This window comes from Seonamhaeicola sp. MEBiC01930, assembly GCF_045277075.1.
Classification (GTDB): Bacteria; Bacteroidota; Bacteroidia; order Flavobacteriales; family Flavobacteriaceae; genus Seonamhaeicola.
Window position 1 is genome coordinate 789,707 of the sequence record NZ_CP104270.1, and the last position, 20,033, is coordinate 809,739.

General features: G+C 32.3%; 18 protein-coding genes and 1 pseudogene. 10 read left to right on the top strand and 9 right to left on the bottom strand.

Translation table 11 applies throughout. The annotated features are described in order from the left end of the window. Window positions 1–80: 80 nt before the first annotated feature. The 5 genes from N1F78_RS03475 to rlmB all read left to right on the top strand — a co-directional run bounded on the left by N1F78_RS03475 (window position 81) and on the right by rlmB (window position 7,585). The gene (locus tag N1F78_RS03475; protein WP_406684795.1) at window positions 81–3,215 is read left to right on the top strand and encodes a SusC/RagA family TonB-linked outer membrane protein; all 3,135 of its coding nucleotides are present in this window, start codon (window positions 81–83) and stop codon (window positions 3,213–3,215) included. Between the two features lie 11 nt (window positions 3,216–3,226). Beyond that, entirely contained in the window at window positions 3,227–4,918 is a 1,692-nt protein-coding gene (locus N1F78_RS03480) for a SusD/RagB family nutrient-binding outer membrane lipoprotein (RefSeq protein WP_406684796.1), read from the top strand. Window positions 4,919–4,934: 16 nt separating this feature from the next. Next, entirely contained in the window at window positions 4,935–5,876 is a 942-nt protein-coding gene (locus N1F78_RS03485) for a hypothetical protein (RefSeq protein WP_406684797.1), read from the top strand. 29 nt (window positions 5,877–5,905) lie between these two features. After that, complete coding sequence (locus N1F78_RS03490) at window positions 5,906–6,787, top strand: hypothetical protein (RefSeq protein WP_406684798.1); 882 nt, start codon at window positions 5,906–5,908, stop codon at window positions 6,785–6,787. A 63-nt stretch (window positions 6,788–6,850) separates the two neighbouring features. Beyond that, the gene (gene rlmB / locus N1F78_RS03495) at window positions 6,851–7,585 is read left to right on the top strand and encodes a 23S rRNA (guanosine(2251)-2'-O)-methyltransferase RlmB (protein WP_406684799.1); all 735 of its coding nucleotides are present in this window, start codon (window positions 6,851–6,853) and stop codon (window positions 7,583–7,585) included. Here the strand turns inward: rlmB and N1F78_RS03500 are convergent. Further along, complete coding sequence (locus N1F78_RS03500) at window positions 7,582–8,304, bottom strand: rhomboid family intramembrane serine protease (RefSeq protein ID WP_406684800.1); 723 nt, start codon at window positions 8,302–8,304, stop codon at window positions 7,582–7,584. The genes rlmB and N1F78_RS03500 overlap by 4 nt on opposite strands. Before the next feature lie 178 nt (window positions 8,305–8,482). Between N1F78_RS03500 and N1F78_RS03505 the strand changes: the two genes are divergently transcribed. Beyond that, complete coding sequence (locus tag N1F78_RS03505; RefSeq protein WP_406684801.1) at window positions 8,483–9,760, top strand: replication-associated recombination protein A; 1,278 nt, start codon at window positions 8,483–8,485, stop codon at window positions 9,758–9,760. Here N1F78_RS03505 and N1F78_RS03510 read toward each other — a convergent pair. The 6 genes from N1F78_RS03510 to radC are packed head-to-tail and all read right to left on the bottom strand — an operon-like array spanning window position 9,757 to window position 15,234. Further along, entirely contained in the window at window positions 9,757–10,506 is a 750-nt protein-coding gene (locus N1F78_RS03510) for a hypothetical protein (RefSeq protein ID WP_406684802.1), read from the bottom strand. The genes N1F78_RS03505 and N1F78_RS03510 overlap by 4 nt on opposite strands. Window positions 10,507–10,564: 58 nt before the next feature. After that, the gene (locus N1F78_RS03515; RefSeq protein ID WP_406684803.1) at window positions 10,565–11,977 is read right to left on the bottom strand and encodes a DUF5723 family protein; all 1,413 of its coding nucleotides are present in this window, start codon (window positions 11,975–11,977) and stop codon (window positions 10,565–10,567) included. A 1-nt stretch (window position 11,978) separates the two neighbouring features. Beyond that, complete coding sequence (locus N1F78_RS03520) at window positions 11,979–12,500, bottom strand: hypothetical protein (RefSeq protein ID WP_406684804.1); 522 nt, start codon at window positions 12,498–12,500, stop codon at window positions 11,979–11,981. Between the two features lie 54 nt (window positions 12,501–12,554). Next, window positions 12,555–13,244, bottom strand: a complete 690-nt coding sequence (locus tag N1F78_RS03525) for a YjjG family noncanonical pyrimidine nucleotidase (RefSeq protein WP_406684805.1) — start codon at window positions 13,242–13,244, stop codon at window positions 12,555–12,557. Next, complete coding sequence (locus N1F78_RS03530) at window positions 13,234–14,535, bottom strand: polysaccharide deacetylase family protein (protein WP_406684806.1); 1,302 nt, start codon at window positions 14,533–14,535, stop codon at window positions 13,234–13,236. Before N1F78_RS03530 ends, N1F78_RS03525 begins: the two co-directional genes overlap by 11 nt. Then, complete coding sequence (radC, locus tag N1F78_RS03535) at window positions 14,536–15,234, bottom strand: DNA repair protein RadC (RefSeq protein WP_406684807.1); 699 nt, start codon at window positions 15,232–15,234, stop codon at window positions 14,536–14,538. A gap of 53 nt (window positions 15,235–15,287) precedes the next feature. Between radC and N1F78_RS03540 the strand changes: the two genes are divergently transcribed. From N1F78_RS03540 to N1F78_RS03555, 4 genes and pseudogenes are all read left to right on the top strand, one after another. After that, window positions 15,288–15,740 (top strand): DUF1569 domain-containing protein, encoded by a 453-nt coding sequence (locus N1F78_RS03540; RefSeq protein ID WP_406684808.1) that lies wholly within the window; start codon window positions 15,288–15,290, stop codon window positions 15,738–15,740. 4 nt (window positions 15,741–15,744) lie between these two features. Beyond that, the gene (locus tag N1F78_RS03545; protein ID WP_406684809.1) at window positions 15,745–16,152 is read left to right on the top strand and encodes a DUF3592 domain-containing protein; all 408 of its coding nucleotides are present in this window, start codon (window positions 15,745–15,747) and stop codon (window positions 16,150–16,152) included. 84 nt (window positions 16,153–16,236) lie between these two features. Then, on the top strand, window positions 16,237–17,124 hold the full coding sequence (locus N1F78_RS03550) for a dienelactone hydrolase family protein (protein ID WP_406684810.1): 888 nt from the start codon (window positions 16,237–16,239) through the stop codon (window positions 17,122–17,124). 2 nt (window positions 17,125–17,126) lie between these two features. Next, window positions 17,127–17,496: pseudogene (locus tag N1F78_RS03555) on the top strand (DUF2200 domain-containing protein). A 2-nt stretch (window positions 17,497–17,498) separates the two neighbouring features. On the opposite strand, the gene murC reads toward N1F78_RS03555, so the two are convergent. Both murC and N1F78_RS03565 read right to left on the bottom strand, forming a co-directional pair. Then, window positions 17,499–18,854: a UDP-N-acetylmuramate--L-alanine ligase gene (gene murC, locus N1F78_RS03560; protein WP_406684811.1), complete on the bottom strand. Its 1,356-nt coding sequence runs from the start codon at window positions 18,852–18,854 to the stop codon at window positions 17,499–17,501. Between the two features lie 158 nt (window positions 18,855–19,012). Further along, on the bottom strand, window positions 19,013–19,966 hold the full coding sequence (locus tag N1F78_RS03565) for a tetratricopeptide repeat protein (RefSeq protein WP_406684812.1): 954 nt from the start codon (window positions 19,964–19,966) through the stop codon (window positions 19,013–19,015). Window positions 19,967–20,033 lie beyond the last annotated feature (67 nt).

The following is a 20,033-nucleotide window of genomic DNA, read 5'->3' on the forward strand; positions in this document are numbered from 1 at the left end:
GACAAATTTTAACCAATATTTATTGTTTTATTAACTTTTTATTATGATTTTTGACATTGACTAATTCAAATAATTATAAAATGAAAACAAAGTTTAGTGGAATTCTAACGCTATTACTGGCGTTTATTGTGCAGATAACTTTTGCACAAGAAAAGACAATTTCAGGTACAGTCTCAGATAATAGTGGACTACCCTTACCTGGAGCTACTGTCTTAGTTAAAGGTACTTCATCTGGTACTTCTTCAGATTTTGATGGTAATTACTCAATTATTGCTGAACAAGGTAGCACCCTTGTATTTAGTTTTGTTGGCTATACCACTCAAGAAGTTGTGATAGGGACCTCCAACACTGTTAATGTAACTTTATCTGAAGATGCAACATCTCTTGAAGAAGTAGTTGTAACTGCTCAAGGTATTAAAAGAGAAAAGAAGGCATTAGGTTATGCAGTAACAACAATTGAGTCTGAGGCAATAGAAAACAAACCTGAGACTGATGTTGCAAAACTATTAACAGGTAAGGTTGCCGGAGTTCAGGTTAATACCGCTGGTGGGTTTTTAGGACAATCACCAAACGTAATTATCAGATCTAAAAACTCTATTACAGGTAATAACCAACCATTATATATTATTGATGGTATTCCAATTACTGGAGATCGTACTTTTGACCTTGATCCAAATAATATTGCATCTACAAGTGTACTTAAAGGTTTAGCTGCATCTACTTTATATGGTGAAGATGGTAGAAATGGGGTTATTTTAATTCAAACAAAAACTGGAACAACTGCTCAACGAGACAAGAAATTTGAAATCCAGTTTTTACAAACTACATCTATGCTAGAAGTAGCTAACTTACCAGAATACCAAAACAGGTATGGTCAAGGTTCAGACAACAGTATCAATACCACTTTCTTTGGAACTTGGGGTGCTGAGTTTGATGGTCAAACTGTTCCACATCATTTATCAATAGATGCTTATGCTAACTCATTCCCAGAATTTCAGGGTGCAACAGTAGAGTATAAGGCCATTCCAGACAACGTTTCAGATTTTTTCAATAGAGAACTAGGTACAACAACTTCAGTTCTTGTTTCTAAAAGTGTTGAAGATGCTTCTTTTGCATTTAACTTAAGTTACTCAGACCAACAAGGTTTTGTTGAATCAAGTAGTTTAGAACGTTTAAATATGTCTTTTGGTGGAGATATAAAATTAACTAATAACTTCTCATTAAGAGCAAAGGCGGATTTTATAAATACAGATACTAACCGACCTTCGTTAGCTACATTTCAATTATTAACTTGGATTCCAAGAAATTTAGATATCCATAATCTTCCTTACCAAGACCCTAATACGGGAGCAAGTGTTTATTATAGAACTACCATTACTAACCCTATCTGGAACCTTAAGAATTCAGGTTTTAATTTAGATAGTGATCGTTTTATTGGAAGTGTTAATTTGAAATATGACTTTTCCGATAAGGTTAATTTAACATACACATATGGTTTAGACCTGTATAATGAATTAAACCTAAACTTTGTTAATAAAGGTGGTAATGAAAGCCCACTTGGTTTCATGCAAAGTTTTGACAATTATAATAAAGTACAGAATCACAGGGTAATCCTTGGTTTAAATAGTATAGACCTTAATGATTCTTTTTCTGTGAATGGTCAATTAGGTTTTGAAACCAAAAACACAATCAGAGATGTCTATGGGATTCAAGCATTAGATCAAGTAGTGTTTGGAGTTTTAGATTTAGATAATTATAGAGAGTTTACACCAATCACAGCATGGTCTACATTAGATGGTTTTGCAATTACCCCTTCTGAACAAAATAGAATTGGTCTTTTTGGAGCTATCGATGTTGCTTATGAAAATTATTTATACTTAAACATTCAGGCTAGAAATGATTGGGCTTCTACTGTAGAAAAGGAAAATCAGTCGGTTTTCTATCCTAGTGTCGCTTTATCATTTATACCTTCATCTGCATTTGAAGGCTTCGGAGGTGACTACCTTAAATTTAGAGCGAGTTACGGATCTTCAGCAAGTTTCCCTGTTGCATATTTAACAAGACCTTCTTTAAACTCTACAGCAAACGGCTGGGTTAATCCTTTTGACGGTTCAACCGTAGCTTTTAATTCGGTAGATTCCTTTTTGCCAAATCCAGATTTAGGTCCAGAGTTCTTAAGAGAATATGAAGTAGGTACAGAAGGTAGGTTTTTTAATAATCGCCTAACATTTGATATTTCATTGTATTCAAAAAGAATAGAAGACCAAATTTTATATTCAGATTTACCTAATTCAACTGGATTTACTTTAACACAGGTAAACGCTGGTGATGTTAAAACTGAAGGTATAGAAGTTGGATTAACTTTTATTCCATTACAAACAGAAGATTTTACATGGCATATAAACAATAACTTTACCGCTTATGAATCAACGGTTGAAAACCTTCCTGTAGATTTAATTGAAATTGGTTCTGGTGCTGGTATTAATGGTAATACTCTTAATACAGCAATTAATGGAGAGCCTTTTGGAGTATTTAGAGGTAATTATGCTGTAAAAGATAGAGATGGTAATTTATTAATAGACCCTACAACTGGGAAGATTATTTTTAGTGATAATGTTGGTCTTGAAGATGAAATCATTGGAGACCCTAATGAAGATTTCAGATTTACAACTATTAATACTATATCATACAAGAATCTTAGTTTAAGTGCTCAATTAGAATATATTCACGGAGGTGACATTTATTCAAATTCTGCTCAAAATTTATTAAGACGTGGTGTAACTAAAGACACTGATGACAGAGAAGGTTCTTATATTATTCCTGGAGTTTTAGGTGATCCTGCTACAGGAGAAGCACTTACAGATGGTAATGGAGATGTAATCCCTAACACTGTTCAAATTGGCGCTAATGATTTATACTTTATAAATCTAATGGATGTAGATGAAAACTCAGTATATGATGCTACAACTATTCGATTAAGAGATATTTCATTAAGTTATAACATGCCAAAAAAACTTTTAGAAAAGACTCCTTTTGGAACCATGTCATTTACGCTTTCCGGGAACAACTTGTGGTGGCATTCACCTAACTTACCTGAGCATCTAAACTTAGACCCTGAAGTGTTGTTGACAGGACAAGGAAACACTTTTGGTGTAGATTTTCAAAATGCTCCATCATATAAACAATACTCGTTCAGCATCAAGTTAACCTTTTAAAAGATTAAGCAATGAAAAGATATAAATTAAAAAGAATATACTGTTTTGTTACGAGTGTAGTATTAATAACATTTTTAAGCTCGTGTGAAACTACAAATTTGGAGTTACAAGATAACCCAAATGAATTAACCGAAGAATCGGCTAACCCTAGTTATGTATTAAATTCCATACTTGGAACTTTTGGTCAGCAACATTTTACATTCTCGGCAATTGCTTCGCCTATGGTAAGACATACCCATTTGTTTGGTACGTATGCAAATAGTGCTGGAACAAATACAATGGATGGCGTTTGGCAACAAACTTATGCGATAACTAGTAATTTAAATTTCCTTAAAACTTTATCGGAATCACAAGGTTTACCACAACACGTTGGTGTTGGTCAAATTATAGAAGCGTACGCCTATATTAACTTGGTTGATTTTATTGGTACTGCAGTTTACAGTCAGGCCGTAAATCCAGATTTCCCTAATCCAACTTTAGATGACGGAGCTTCTATCTATGACGCCATGTATGCTCAATTAGATGAAGCTATCGAAAATTTAGGTAAAGAAAATTCCTTAGCATTTGAAGATATTTATTATAATGGAGATGTTAGTAAATGGATTAAATTAGCTAATTCACTTAAACTTAGAATGTACGTTCAAAGTAAGTTAGTAGCTCCAGGCGCTGCTTCTAGTATAGACGCCATTGTTTCTAGTGGTAATTTTATTTCAGATCCGGCAGATGACTTCATTGTCCTTTTTGGTACAAATGAAACAAACCCTGATGTAAGACATCCATTTTTTCAGCAACAATATGCTGATGGTACTAACGCAGGAAATGTGTTTCAGAATAATGATTTCATGAATTTACTTCTAAACACAAAATCTAGTCCAGACCCTAGAACACCATTATACTTTTACCGTCAAGATTTAAATGACCCACCAGCTGAAGATTTTGATCATTGTGATGCCAATTTTGTTTACTGTTATTTAGGTAACGGTTATGACGGTAGAGACCATGGAGATGATGAAGGTATTGAAAATGATGGAGAACAAAGAGTTGCTTTTGGTATATATCCAGGAGGAGGGGCTCTTGATACGGCCGGAACTCAAGCTGAAGAAACTGCGATTGCAACAGCTAATTATGATGCTTCTTCAGGACTAACTCTGGCAGAATTCATTACAAGACATCTTAGCACTGTTAACCCTAGTACCATAAATAGTTCCAACTTAGGTGGCGAAGGGATTGGTCCATTTTTAACTGCAAGTTTTATACATTTCTTACTTGCTGAAGCGGCTTTACCGGCCCCTCAAGGTTTGGGAGCTTCTGGTGACAGTGGAGCATTACTTCAGGCGGCTATGGAATTAGCTTTTGCTAAGGTTGAAGATGTTAGTGGTGAAGATATTGCAGATGGTGATGTTACAGCTTATATTGATGAAGTAATGGCTGAATTTAATGCAGCCGATGACGAAGCTAAATTAAGCGTTATTGCAAGAGAGTTCTATATCGCAAGTTTTGGTAATAGTATTGAGGCTTACAACCTTTATAGAAGAACAGGTTACCCAGATTTAGAACCGCATGTACTAAGTAGTGGAGGAGCATTCCCAAGAAGTTTCTTCTTACCAGCATCTGAAATAGATACTAATCCAAGAATTAATAATCAAAAAACTCTAACAGATCAAGTATTTTGGGATACTAACCCTGCAGGTTTTATAGATTAACTAAAAAAAATCAATTATGAAAAAAATAAGTTATTTAATTATATTCTTTGTACTTGCAGCTCTTAACTATTCTTGTTTAGATCAAAGTACAATAGCCAACCCTTCTCTGTATGAGTTAGAAAATGGCGCATACGTTAGGTTTGTTACGGCACCACCTACATCTTTTGTACCAGAAGTGGCACAAAGTGTTTCTATCAACGCTGACTTATATGATGCTAATGGAAATGTAGCACAATATGACCTTTCCGTTACAGCTAACATTGTTAGTACTGGTGAGACTTTTATTGCTGAAAACTTTATTACCATTACAAGTTTTCCAGCTACTTTAAACATTACCGCCCAAATGATTGCTGATGCAATAAATGTAGATTTATCTGCATTTGGAGCAGGAGATTTTATTCAATTTACGGGTGTAGCTACTAGAAATGATGGAGTTAAATTTTATGGCATACCACCAACATTTGATGATTCTAATGGTACCATAGGTATTGGAAATACTGAATCAAACTTATTAAATGCTATAGCTTATCAAGATGCAATGACGTTTGATTACATTGTTGCCTGTCCTATAGATGACACAAAATATGTTGGAAAGTATATGTTAACACACCCTGTAGGAACATGCTGTGGTGGAGCAATATTTTTAGATCAAGAGGTTGAATTAGAACTTGTATCTGTATATCAACGTTCATTCCCAGCTATTTATCTTGAGCAGTTTGCCATTGGTAATGGACCTATAGATTTTACTATCAACTTTATCTGTGGAGAAGTTACAGCAGCTGATAACCAAAACTCTGGATTGCAATGTGCTAATGGTATCTTATTCAATGGATCTGATGCTCCTGGAGGATATGATGAAGTTGATGACAGTGTATTGGTAGTAAAATTCCAAGAGGCTTGTCAAGATTGTGGATGTGCTCCTGACGAAGAAACAGAAATTATATTGACTAAAGTTTAATAGCTAATAACCTTCTAATACAATTAATAATGAAAAAATTAAAATATATATTATTATCAATAGTAACTATTGGGCTATTCTCTTGTAGTGAAGATGACAGCTATTCAATAGCCTATGTTGATGATGAAGAAAAAATCGAATTGGTTGGTTCTTTATCAATTACTAATGCAAATGCATTTGGGAATTCAGAAGTTGAGATAAACTATACTTTGCCACAAGGGTTTAATCGTCCAACTATATTGGAAGTTACCTTAGTTTCAACCTTTGGAAATGTATTTGAATTTAACCCTAACCTTCAAAAGGTGTATATTGATGTTCCAATTCAAGCTACATCTGGATCGGGAACTTTCACCATGCCAAGTTTTGACAACGAGGCTCCTTACAATGGTCTCTCTGGTTTTCTTTCTGCAAGCATAACTGGTATTGCTCTTGAACAGCCTGAAATGGGATTCATTGAAGACCCATATGTCATGACTTCTGATCCAGTAATGGTTAATCTATTTGAATTTCATGATCCATATATGAATTCTGTAGATCAAACTTTAATGGTAAGTTTAGATTGGGAAGGACCTTATAATTTAAATGATTTGGATCTTTACATCTTTGACAATCCATTTACTGCAGTTTTTGAAAGTTCAGAATCAGGTTCAAGATTTGAAGGAGATTTTTTCAATAACCCTGCAAATGAAAGTCACCCAGATGGAGATTATATAATAGAAACTGCCATTTGGACAAGTGCAGATGATGTTACTCCTATTCCAATTAGAATAGTTTTAACACACCCCGATGGTACGCAAGAAATATATGAAGCTGCTGTTGACCCTGCTGTAGGTTTTATTGATTCAGTTGGATTTACTAAAACTACTGATGGTGATGGCAATGCTATGTACGAAACTTATTCTTTACTCTAAAATAAGTTTTATGTAATAAATCAAACCACCTCAATTGAGGTGGTTTTTTTATACCTTTACCCCATGCAAAACCAAACACAGATATTCGGCATAAGAGCTATTATAGAAGCAATAAATTCTGAAGAAACAATTGATAAAGTATTTTTACAAAAAGGACTAAAAGGTAATTTATATTCAGAATTAGAGTCTTTGATTAGAAAAAACAGCATCAATAGCTCATACGTACCTGTTGAAAAACTTAATAGATTAACAAATAAAAACCATCAAGGTGCTGTTGCACAAATTTCCCCTATTGCTTTTTATGACATTGATGAATTAGTAATGAATGTTATTGAATCCGATAAAATACCTTTATTCTTATTGTTAGACCAATTGAGCGATGTAAGAAACTTTGGTGCAATAATACGAACAGCAGAATGCACTGGAGTAAATGGTATTATTATTCAAAAAAAAGGCGGCGCACCGGTGAATGGTGACACTATTAAAACGAGTGCTGGAGCAGTTTTTAAAATCCCCATTTGCAAAGTAGACCACATTAAAGATGCCGTTTTCCATATGCAAGCTTCCGGAATAAAAGTTATAGCTGCCACAGAAAAAACTCAAAACACATTATACGACGTATCATTTAAAGAACCTTGTGCTATTATAATGGGTTCAGAAGGCAGAGGCATTAACCCTTCTACGCTTAAGGTTGTTGATGAAAAGGCTAAACTTCCCCTTTTAGGAGATATTGAATCTTTAAATGTATCTGTGGCCTGTGGCGCTTTTTTATACGAAGCAATAAGACAAAGACTCTAATCTTTATTTTCTGATTGTTTGAAAGAATAATTTACTATCGATTCTTCTTCTTCTGAAATGCTTTCTATAAAATTACCATTTTCATCAAAATGTTGAAGAAAAGCATCTTCTTCTTCACTATAACTATCTTGTTCCCATTCAAACTTTTTAGGTTTTGCTATTTTATTCTTAAATACAAATGCAAAGATTAAACCTGTTATTAGACCTGATAAATGTCCTTCCCAAGACATACCTTCTTTTATTGGTAGCACATACCAAACCATACTTCCGTAAAGAAAAACCACTAAAAGAGACAAAGCAATTAGTCTAAAATGTTTGGCGAAAATACCTTTAAAAAAAGTAAAACTAACAAGCACATATATAAGACCACTAGCACCTATATGGTTAGATGACCGTCCTATACACCAAGTTAAAAATCCTGAAACAATGATTCCTAAAACAAGAATTTTCCAAGCAATAGGACGATAAAAATAAAATAGCGCCATGGTTAGCACAAAAAGCGGTAACGTATTATGATATAAATGTTCTATACTTCCGTGAATAAAAGGACTAAACAAAACACCTCTAAGCCCCTTTAATGTTAATGGATAAATGCCATATTCATTAAAGTTAACATTAAATTGAACTTCAAAAGACATTACTGACCAAATAATTAACACAAAAAAAACAGGGTATACTATTACACCCGTTGTGAATTTAAATTGTTGATTATCGCTCATACGATTAAAGATAGCAAATAGTTTTCCAAACTATTTGTTAATGCTAAATTGACAGGTAATACGTGCGGTACTAAAAATTTGGTCCATCTTTATGTTACAAAGGAAAACATATAAAAAAGTATAAACCAAACTATTTGGGGTCACGCTGAAAACAAAAAAATAGATTAATTTTACAATTATGAACGAACCGTTAGCAGAAAGATTACGTCCTAAAACTTTGCAAGATTATGTAAGTCAAAAACATTTAGTTGGTCCAAGTGGAGCACTAACACAAAGTTTAAAGCAGGGGTTAATACCTTCCATGATCTTTTGGGGACCACCAGGAACAGGCAAAACAACTCTAGCTAATATTATTGCTACAGAATCTGAAAGACCTTTTTATACCTTAAGTGCAATTAGCTCTGGTGTAAAAGATGTAAGAGACGTTATTGAAAAAGCAAAACAAAGTGGTGGGTTGTTTACTACTAAAAACCCTATTTTATTTATTGATGAAATTCATAGGTTTAGTAAATCTCAACAAGATTCTTTATTACAGGCGGTTGAAAAAGGTTGGATTACTTTAATTGGAGCTACAACAGAAAACCCAAGCTTTGAAGTTATTTCCGCTTTATTATCTCGATGTCAAGTTTATATATTGAATGCTTTTGATAAAGCTGATTTAGAGACCCTTTTAAATCGTGCTATTGAACAAGATGAATTTCTTTCCAAAAAAAATATAACGCTTAAAGAAACAAATGCTCTTTTAAGGCTTTCTGGTGGTGATGCTAGAAAATTGCTTAACATGTTTGAACTTATAATTAGTTCTTTTGAAAGTAATGAAATTGTTATTAACGATGCTTTTGTTCTAGAGAAGGTCCAAAATAACACCGTTAGATATGACAAAACAGGGGAACAACACTATGATATTATTTCTGCCTTTATAAAATCTATTAGAGGCAGTGATCCCAACGGAGCTGTATACTGGTTAGCCCGAATGATTGAAGGTGGTGAAGATTTAAAGTTTATAGCTCGCAGGTTATTAATTTCTGCTAGTGAAGATATTGGCAATGCAAACCCCACTGCATTGGTTATTGCCAATAATACATTTCAAGCAGTCTCAACCATTGGCTATCCCGAATCTAGAATTATTTTAAGTCAATGTGCTACGTATTTAGCTTGTTCACCAAAAAGTAATGCAGCTTATTCTGCTATTAATTTGGCACAAAAAAAAGTTCGTGAAACTGGAGACTTAGGTGTTCCTTTAGAAATAAGAAATGCGCCTACAAAGCTAATGAAAGAATTAGGTTATGGTGATAATTACAAATACGCCCATAATTATGAAAATAATTTTGCTAACCAAGAGTTTTTACCCGAAGATATAAAAGCCTCTAAATTCTATGAACCTGGAAACAATTCAAGGGAGAATGCCCAACGTGAATTTTTAAAACAAAGGTGGAAGGATAAATATAATTACTAAAACTTGATATTTAAAACTTCCGTTTTTAATTTATTGCTTGTATAATATTCAATAACCCATTTATAATCTTTCTTATAGATAATTGCACTTTTACCTTCTACTAAAAACACGTTTTCAAGTCCTGTATTTTTAATTTTGTAAACCACTTTTGGAGAGCTATCAACCAACTGAAATCCGTTTTCTATTGGCTGAGCGTACAAATTTGATGAAGATATTTGTACTTGTACTGGTATCTTAGGCTTTGATTCTAAACTTTTTTCTTTTAGCCTCTTCTTCTTTAAGTTTTCAATTTCAGCTTTCAGTTTTTTAACTTCCTCATATTCAGTAGTTTTATCCTGTTCTTTAACAACAGATGAGTTTGATACAATAACCTTTTCTGTGGGCTTATATTCATAATTAAGCTGTTTAATAAAACCAAAAGCTTTTCTTATTGCCTCATTATACGCATCTTTATATTCCTTTTCTCTACTATCTCCAAATGGGGAAGAATATACAATATTATCATTACAGTCTTTAAGAACAACCTTCAATTTTGTTTTAAACATACTGGACTCTCGCAAAACATTTGACTTTAAAACTAAACACCTATTATTCATCATTTCATCTGGGTAATCTTCTCCTTCTAATAATGCATGAAACCCATATTTATTAAATAAAAATTTGGTTAATGAATTTAATTGGTATTTATCTTTTTCATTAAAAAAATCGAATTTAATTGGTACAACAACATATTTATAATTATTCAATTTGTTTTGTGCATAAACATTTGAAATTATAATAAAACAAATACTAAAAAATAACAGCTTAATTTTCATTTTTATTAAATATATAGTTAATACCCAATTGTAAAGATACACTTTGTGCATCATAAAGATTTTTATAGTTAAAAAAATTATCTGCCATAGCATAAATATTTAGCCCTCCAATATTTGAAGATATCCCTAAGCCTAAATTATTAAAAGAATAGGAATCTATTGTATAAGTTGCTTTGGCATTCAATCCTTTTAACAATTTCCTATAATAGTACATAGTAAAAGCCAATTGCGGCGCCCTTGGTCTATTTATAGCATATAATTGCGTCCCTATTCTATTTAAATAATCACCCTCTTCATTATAGCAATTACATTCCTTTATCTTCTTTTTACCAAAAGAATAATTTAAAGAAGCATTAAATTTAATAGGTCTTATAGTAGTGAATTTAGTACTTGTGGAGTCAATCTCAAAAAGCTCTTCAAATTCATCCTCAATCTCACTCCAGTAGGTATTAGCGGTCTGCCCATTCGCATCCGGGAATAATGGATCAACACCCTCATAAACATAATTCCCATTGAGTTCATAATTTTCAACATCCTTTTTATGAGATATAAATCCAACATCAATAATAGATGAGTCTAGATACCATTGATCATTAATTTGATACGTTAAACCAAAATCAAACCCTAAACCTAAGTTACCACCTAAAAGAAATCGCTTTTTAAAGGTTGCGAAATCTTCGTTGACATCTGAATTATCATCATTTAGTAATGTTGCTAAACCGGAAGTTCTTACACCTCCATTTAAATCAAAAACGTGTCTAAATATATTATTTTCTCCATTTGAGGTAACAAAACCACCTTTATTATTAGTTGAATTTATATTGGCCACACTAGAATAAATTTTACCCCTAAAACCATAAGTAAATTTATTATTTACTTTTTTATTAAAACCAAGATGCAAAACAGATATTAATTCAGCATTAAAGTTTAAATGATTGGCTCTAAAGAGTCTATTGGTGTTATTAACGTTGCCTTCCAAAGCCAAAACAGCAAAGTCTTTTGGAAAATAAACTATAAAGTCCAACTCTTGATATAAGCCAAAACTAATGTATTTATTCTTCTCATAATTATCTCCATATGCAAACCCTCCAGAAATAATTTCTAACTGTTGATTGGCTGTGAAAAAATCGTTTGAATTCAAACTATTAATAGCACGATTAAGTTTATCATTAAAACTAACGTTATTATCCTCAAACAAATCATATGTAGATATTTTTGAGGACCCTGCATTTACATGAATATGTGACAACAATGGAATTCCAAAATACCAATCGTTATCTATTTTCCCTCCTGGATTTAATAAAAGAGATTGCGGTAACTCTGAAAAACCATAAAGGATTTGCTTGTTCTGAGAATGACAAATACAGGCAAAAAATAAAACTAATACTAAACACTTCTTCATTTTATCCTTCAATATTAAAGTAAAACACCGCTTTAGATTTTAAAGCAATTCTTCCCTCTGTAGTATCACTTAATAAATCTCCATTAAGCATTGTTAAAGAAAAAAGTAGGACAGATGTGTTTTTTATTAATCTAAGATTAGTATCTTCAAATGTAATAACATGAGGAGATGCTTCTGTAGTTAAAAAAGTGAAATTTTCTAAAAACTGTCCATTTTCACTAAAGAAGTCTATAGAAAAGCTAAAGTCTCTTGGAAGTGTGTTCTCAGTTTCAAAAACTAAATCTACTTTGTTAACATTGTCATTCACAAAAGAATTATTGAAAACATCAACTTCAATAAAATCTGGACTTAACGAAACTTCTTGATTATTTTGAATAAAGTCATTGGCGGAGGCAGTAAAAAAAATTAAACTAGACTCTACAACTGGTGAAATTTCTATATCACTAATTTGATTAAAATCCACTTCTTTTGTGCAAGAAATAATAAAGAAAAGAGATAATAAGATGGGGCTTAACTTTCTCATAAATTAAACAGGTTAACTATAATTATAACGCTAAAGAACACTTTTATTACTACATTACAAAAAATCTTTTATCTGAATTAACTTATTAATTCTTTTTACTTCGTTGTTTACTGGTGTATTTCTAACATCAAAAAAAATGACATCCATCCCAATATTTTGTGCTCCTTGTATATCTGCTTCATAACTATCACCTATCATAATGCTAGTTTCTACATTAGCCTTAGCTTCTTTTAGGGCGAAATTAAATATTTCCGGATTAGGCTTTTTAACGCCTACCATTTCTGAATTTGTTACAGTTCTAAAAAAATGCTGAATATTCGATCTTGATAATTTTTTATGCTGAACTTCTTTAAAGCCATTTGTTATTATATGTAAATTATAATCCTTTTTTAAATAATTTAAGAGTTCTACAGTATTATCAAACAAAAAGTTATAAGTAGTTAAATAAGTAATATAATCATCTGATAATTTAAAAATCAGCTCTTTATCAACTTCCATATTGATGGCTCGAAAAGTTTCATTTAATCTAGCAAAACGTAAAGAATCCTTATCAACTTTTCCCTCTCTATAAAGCTTCCAATAATTTAGGTTTATAGGTTCATAATAAGTTAGAAAATGTTCTAATAAAACATCAACATCATTCAATTTGAAAATTTTCTCAAATGTTAAAGCAGAATTACGGTCAAAATCCCATAGCGTATGATCTAAATCAAAAAAGACATCTTTAATCCCATTAACTTTCATTTCCTGAATCTAAAATTATGTTAAACAATTCTTTAAACCCCTTCCATTTATCAATATCGGTAAATGTATAATTGTGAAACACCGAAACAAATTCACCATTAACCTTTTTTACTTGACCAATAACTTCATTTAAAACCTGCTTTTTATCTAGTAAAGATTTGTTTTTTAACAAAGCATAATCTAAAAGGTTGTAAGAATATATTTTTAAGGGAGTTTGTACTTCATAGTCTAAATCATAAAATAAAAATGGAGTACATGAACCTGCTCTAAAACCAATATGATTTACATAGCCCATAGTATAATCTTCTTTAATCTCTAAATCAATCAAATTCCTGTAAGACTCTGGTAAATTTAATCTAGAAAATGACTGTCTAGATGCCTGTAATGGTGTATTTAAAATATCCTCTATCCTATTTTTTTCTTTTTTAAGTATAACCTCATCATCAATAGCAAAATATGATACTTTTAATCCTACATTACAATAATCAGCAACATGTTTTATTAGAGATATAAAACTTTTTTTATTGGCATTAATACCTTTATCATAGGTTGAATAATCTCCTATTAAAAAGAAAAATAAGAATTTATTCTTAGACAGTTTTTGCCTATTGATAATGTATTTAAAAGTGTCAAATGGGTCATGCTTAAACCCAAGAAGTACAGCAAACCTAAGATATAAACTCTTAAATTTAAACTGAACTAAATCCTTAAATGTACCGCCAATAGTACGCATTATTCCCTTTAACTTATAATCGTATGCACTTGGTACATCTATTATTGGTCTTATACTATAAGCTCTTTCTGGAAAATTAAAATCTGGGAATTGCTGTTGTACGGCTTCTTTAAATTTATAGGCCCAAATATCTACCACTGGTTGATGTAAAAAATCATGCTTAAAGCCTAAACTTTCTGTTGCTGTAAATCTACCATACTCATCCTTAACATGTGGTAAATATTCTTCATACCTAGAAAGCAAATAGAAAGACGATGCAAATATATCAAACGGTAAACTTGCTTTTTCACCAATAAAAAAGAAACCTTTAGTATCTCCCCAATCATGAACATGAACTTCAATATCAGAGAGCCCTTGATCAAACATAATATCATGACTCTTAATAAAAAATTCATTCCCTAGCTGCTGTTTAGTGTATGACATTTTTAAGCTGTCATGAGCAATAAAATTTTCAATTTTAGTAGTAAAATCAACTTCCACGCCCAAAATTCTTGTACAAATATGCCTGAAGACATATTTAACCCTAGGTGATATTTTATGCGTATAAACTAATAGCATTTACAAAAGTGTTTTATCGGCAAAACTAAAATATGCTTTTTCAGTTATTATTAAATGATCTAATACTTTTATATCTAAACTTTCAGCAGCATTTTTAAGTTTATAGGTTATTTGCTTATCGGCTTCACTTGGTTTTAATGTTCCTGATGGATGATTATGTGCTAATATTAATCCTGTGGCACCAACTTCCAAAGCATTCTTAAGCACCAAACGTACATCAACCAAAGTACCAGTAATACCACCTTTGCTTAATTGATCTTTTTTAATAACCTTGTTGGAATTATTTAAATAAATTATCCAGAATTCTTCATGTTCTAACTCACCAATTACTGGTTGCATAAGTTCAAAAACAGAAATACTAGATGTGATTTTCTTTTTCTCAAGCGCTTCCTCTCCTCTACGCCTTCTTCCAAGTTCCATTGCAGCAGCTATGGTAATTGCTTTCGCTTCACCTATCCCTTTAAACTCCATTAATTGCTTTACGGAAAGTTTTCCTAGCTCACTTAAATTATTGTTTACACTTGCCAAAATCCGCTTACATAAAGCAACTGCACTTTCATCTTTACTACCAGAACCTATTAAGATAGCTACCAATTCTGCATCACTTAAAACTGCTTTCCCTTTGTATAGAAGTTTCTCTCTGGGTTGATCATCTTGTGACCATTTTTTTATTGAAAAAGAAGCATTGTTTCCCGACATCTGCTAAAGATAAATATTGTAAATTTCAGGTGCAATTTAAATTAAGGTTTACTATGAAATCATTGTTTGAAGCAGAGGCTCACAAAGAAATTCTAAATAGAATAAATAAATTAAAAAAGAACACGAAACCTCAATGGGGTAAAATGAGTGTAAATCAAATGGTTAAACATTGTCATGGACCAATTGAAGTTGCTATGGGAACTAAAAAACTCGACGCTAATTTAGGGTTTATGAAAAAACTAATATTCAAACTCTTTAAATCTAGCCTTTATAATGATAGACCTTGGAAAGAAGGCATTCCAACTGCTCCCGAATATGTGGTTAGAGATGAACCGGAGTTTAAAGTTGAAAAAGAAAATTTAAAAACTCTAGTGAACGAATTTCATGCTTTAAATAATAAAACTGATTGGGTTGCACACCCTCTTTTTGGCAAACTCTCATCAGAACAATGGGGAAAGGCGCAATACAAACATTTAGATCATCATTTGAAACAGTTTGGGGTTTAATCTTATGATGGGTAACTTAGGAACAGGAATTTTGTTCGCTTTTATTGGTGTAAGCTTCGTTGGAATTTCCATTTACCTTCTCATGAAATACAACAAAGTAAAACTTTCGGGAAGAAAAACTAAGGGTAAAATTATTGATTATGAGAAAAACCAAAATAATGATTACACCTATTATATGCCTATCATTGAATTTATTAATGAAAAGGGGAAACTTACTAGAATCACTTTAAGTTTTGGTGAAGGGAAACCTCAATACAAAATAGGCAGCACTATATCAATAACCTACTTAAAAGAAAAGGAAGAATATGATATAATTATCAATAACAATTCTGAACTTTACCTTTATTATGCCTTCATATTTTTTGGTTTAATCTTTAGCTTAATTGGTTTTGGCTTGTTAATTAAATCATAACAAACGTAAAATACATCTTCTTTTTTTTAACTTTAAAACCCTCAACATAATTACCTACATTTAATTTATTAAAAACCACTAATTATGAAGCCACTAAAAAAAGAAGACATCAAACAAGAAGTATTTGACCTTTATGACGATTATGCTCATAATAAATTAAACCGACGTCAGTTTATTGAAAGACTCTCACTTTATGCGATTGGTGGTATTACAGTAACCTCCTTACTTAGTTTTATAAGTCCTAAATACATTGAAAACCTTGTGGTTCAACCTGATGATAAGCGTATAGACTCTGATTTTATTTCTTTTGATTCTCCTAAAGGAGGAGGCACAATAAAAGGTTTACTTTCTAAACCTAAAAGGAACTCTAAAAAATACCCTGGAGTTATTGTTGTTCATGAAAACCGTGGTTTGAACCCTTATGTAGAAGATGTAGGTAGACGCACTGCTATTGAAGGCTTTATAAGTTTAGCTCCTGATGCCTTATCTCCTCTTGGTGGTTATCCGGGGAATGATGATGATGGTAGAGCAATGCAACGTAAAAGAGATAAACAAGAAATGCTAGAAGATTTTATTGCAGCATTTAACTACTTAAAAAATCATAAGAATTGTGACGGTAATATTGGTGTAGTTGGTTTTTGTTTTGGTGGATGGATATCTAATATGATGGCCGTAAGAGTACCTACTTTAAAGGCGGCTGTACCATTTTATGGGGGGCAACCATCTGCTGAAGATACTGCTAAAATAAAAGCTCCCATAATGTTACAATTTGCAGAATTAGATAAACGGGTTAATGCCGGTTGGCCAGATTATGAAAAGGCCTTAAAAGCCAATAATATTGAACATATTGCTCATTTTTACCCGGGTGTTAATCATGGGTTTCATAATAATAGTACACCTAGATATGATGAAGCTGCCGCTACATTAGCTTGGGAGCGCACCATTAATTTCTTTAAAGAGAAGCTAAAATAACTATGAAAGTGACACCTGAACATAATGCTCGAGTTGCAAAAATGATATTTGCATCAATATATCCACACTATTTGACCAAAGTTGAAAAAAAAAGGAAGAACTAAGGATGAGCTAGATGAAGTAATTGAATGGCTAACAGGTTTTGACAAAAACAAAATAAAGGAACTCCTTGATGAAAAGGTAACGTTTGAAACCTTTTTTTCTAGAGCCAACTTAAACCCTAATGCTCATTTAATAAAAGGCGTTATATGTGGTTACAGAATTGAAGACATTGAAAATGAATTAACCAAACAAACAAGATACCTGGATAAATTAGTTGACGAATTAGCAAAGGGCAAAAAAATGGAAAAAATTTTAAGGAAAGAAAATTAACCTTATTTAATCAATGCTTTCACCTCATCAAAATCTAATCCGCCATAATTACCAGAACTCATGAGTAACAACGCTTTGTTTTCGAAGTTTTGAGAAAACAAAAACGCTTTAAAATCATCTGGATTAGTATAAATAATTAAGTCTTCTCTTTGAAAAGCTTCAGCTATCTGTTCATGAGAAACGGCATCTAGATTTTTAATTTCTACGGCATGTGGGGAATAAAAAACCACAGCAACATCAGCAGCATCTAGTGCTCCCTTGTATTCTTTTAAAAACTCGGCATTTAAACTGCTATAAGTATGCAATTCTAAACAAGCTACTAAAGTTCTATTTTGGTATTGTTCTTTTACTGCTTTAGTTGTTGCTTCTACTTTACTTGGTGAATGTGCAAAATCTTTATAGGCAACACTAGTAATACTTTCGGCTATTTTCTCTAAACGTTTACTAGCGCCTTTAAAAGTTGATATGGCTTCATAAAAATCGTCCTCATCAATTCCCATATGCTGGCATATCCATTTTGCTCCCGCCAGATTGTTTAAGTTATGCTTCCCAAAAATTTCAATAGGCAACGGTCCTTCTGGAGTTTCTAGTAAGGTCTCGCCATTTTCAATGGTGTATTCTGGTGTTTGGTACGGTATTTTTCTAATGGTGTTTTCAGAAGCTTCAACTACACGTTTCACTTCTAGGTCCTCTTCGTTATAATTTATACTACCGCCGTTAACAACAGAGTCTACAAATATGCTAAACTGCTCAACATAATTTTCGTAGGTTGGAAACACATTAATATGATCCCAAGCAATACCACTTATAAGCGCAATATTAGGTTTATACAAATGAAACTTTGGTCTTCTATCTATCGGCGAACTTAAATATTCATCACCTTCTAAAACCATGAAGTCATTTTCCTCAGTGAGTTTTACCATAACATCAAAACCTTCTAATTGAGCCCCAACCATATAATCAACATCTCTATCATGATAATGCATGACATGCAAAATCATAGAGGTTATGGTTGTTTTGCCATGACTTCCACCAATAACAACTCTAGTTTTCTGTTTACTTTGCTCATATAAAAACTCTGGATAGCTATAAATTTTTAGTCCTAATTCCTGAGCTTTTAAAAGCTCAGGATTATCTTCTTTTGCGTGCATACCCAGCACAATAGCATCTAAATCTTTAGTGATCTTTTCAGGAAACCAACCAAATTCATTGGGTAATAAATTCTTTACTGCTAATCTAGATTTTGATGGCTCAAAAATAGTATCGTCACTGCCAGTTACCCTATATCCTTTATTGTGTAATGCCAGTGCCAAATTATGCATTGCTGCACCGCCTATAGCTATAAAATGTACGTTCATGGTGTTGCTTTACAACAAATATCAAATTCCAAATATCAAATTCCAAATTATTATGGTGAAGTTTTGCATTAGGGATTGAAGCATTTGTTGGAGCTCTCCCAAAATAAATTTGGGAAGCGACTGCTGAAAGCCCGACCCGATAGGGTAATGCCCAAATATTAAAGTGCTAATATTTTAGATTTTTCTTCTTGGGCTTCTTCAAAATCATGTCTTTGTGCTAATGCTTTATCAATCCATTTAAGTGCTCCAACTTTATCTAACTTGTTTTTACTAATCTGGGCAAGCCTAAAATAAGCCCATTCTATGGGCACCCCATCTTTTACTGAGTGATTTTCTATATACATTAATAAACAACGCTCTCCTTTCTCTAATTGAATGTTATAATCTGCGCATACTTTACCAATTTGATAATGCATAGCATTTTTATTGTGCTTTTCATAAGCGTTTTCTAAATTATTAATGGCTTTTTGTGGTTGGTTATTGTTTTCATAAAAACTGGTGAGCTTTTCAAAACAGGTAACAGAACCACCAACTTTTAATGCTTGTTTATAGTGTTTTTCTGCAAGTTCTGGTTCTTTATCTAATTCATAGATATAGCCCTTTGCCAAATAACCATCTACTTTTGAAAGGTTTTCTAACTGGCTAGCATACTTTAAGGCTTTATTTTTGCTACCACCAATAACCCCGGGTAATTGCATATATAACTCTACTAATGCCCAACGCACATCAATATGTTCAATATCCAACTCCGCCGCTTTAAGAAAAGAAGCTTTCACATCACCAATTATCATTAAAGCTTTAAACTTATTTACCATTAGTGCTTTCATACCCAAAACACCACCGTATTTATAATGGTAATTAGCATTTTCTGGTTTATAGTCTACTAGTTTTTTATACTGATAAATGGCTTCATCCCATTTTTTCTGATGCCCATATGAATCTCCCAGCAACTCTATACCAAGCATATTTTCTGGATGATTATTGACATATGCTAAAAGTATTTCTTCAGCTTGTACAAACTCTTTCTGGTCAATAAACTTTATAGCTTTCTCAAGATCAAGTTGGCCATAGGTTAAAAAAGGTAAAACTAAAAGGCAAAGAAATTTATTCATAAAGTGTATGTCGGAAACACAAAGTTAAACATTACAGGTTTCTTTAAAAATAGCTAACTTCACTCAA

Bases quoted from the DNA above. Each gene is read 5' to 3' on its own strand.
- N1F78_RS03475 (WP_406684795.1), top strand. From the start codon at position 81: ATGAAAACAAAGTTTAGTGGAATTCTAACGCTATTACTGGCGTTTATT.
- N1F78_RS03480 (WP_406684796.1), top strand. From the start codon at position 3,227: ATGAAAAGATATAAATTAAAAAGAATATACTGTTTTGTTACGAGTGTA.
- N1F78_RS03485 (WP_406684797.1), top strand. From the start codon at position 4,935: ATGAAAAAAATAAGTTATTTAATTATATTCTTTGTACTTGCAGCTCTT.
- N1F78_RS03490 (WP_406684798.1), top strand. From the start codon at position 5,906: ATGAAAAAATTAAAATATATATTATTATCAATAGTAACTATTGGGCTA.
- rlmB (WP_406684799.1), top strand. From the start codon at position 6,851: ATGCAAAACCAAACACAGATATTCGGCATAAGAGCTATTATAGAAGCA.
- N1F78_RS03500 (WP_406684800.1), bottom strand. From the start codon at position 8,304: ATGAGCGATAATCAACAATTTAAATTCACAACGGGTGTAATAGTATAC.
- N1F78_RS03505 (WP_406684801.1), top strand. From the start codon at position 8,483: ATGAACGAACCGTTAGCAGAAAGATTACGTCCTAAAACTTTGCAAGAT.
- N1F78_RS03515 (WP_406684803.1), bottom strand. From the start codon at position 11,977: ATGAAGAAGTGTTTAGTATTAGTTTTATTTTTTGCCTGTATTTGTCAT.
- N1F78_RS03520 (WP_406684804.1), bottom strand. From the start codon at position 12,500: ATGAGAAAGTTAAGCCCCATCTTATTATCTCTTTTCTTTATTATTTCT.
- N1F78_RS03525 (WP_406684805.1), bottom strand. From the start codon at position 13,244: ATGAAAGTTAATGGGATTAAAGATGTCTTTTTTGATTTAGATCATACG.
- N1F78_RS03530 (WP_406684806.1), bottom strand. From the start codon at position 14,535: ATGCTATTAGTTTATACGCATAAAATATCACCTAGGGTTAAATATGTC.
- radC (WP_406684807.1), bottom strand. From the start codon at position 15,234: ATGTCGGGAAACAATGCTTCTTTTTCAATAAAAAAATGGTCACAAGAT.
- N1F78_RS03540 (WP_406684808.1), top strand. From the start codon at position 15,288: ATGAAATCATTGTTTGAAGCAGAGGCTCACAAAGAAATTCTAAATAGA.
- N1F78_RS03545 (WP_406684809.1), top strand. From the start codon at position 15,745: ATGATGGGTAACTTAGGAACAGGAATTTTGTTCGCTTTTATTGGTGTA.
- N1F78_RS03550 (WP_406684810.1), top strand. From the start codon at position 16,237: ATGAAGCCACTAAAAAAAGAAGACATCAAACAAGAAGTATTTGACCTT.
- murC (WP_406684811.1), bottom strand. From the start codon at position 18,854: ATGAACGTACATTTTATAGCTATAGGCGGTGCAGCAATGCATAATTTG.
- N1F78_RS03565 (WP_406684812.1), bottom strand. From the start codon at position 19,966: ATGAATAAATTTCTTTGCCTTTTAGTTTTACCTTTTTTAACCTATGGC.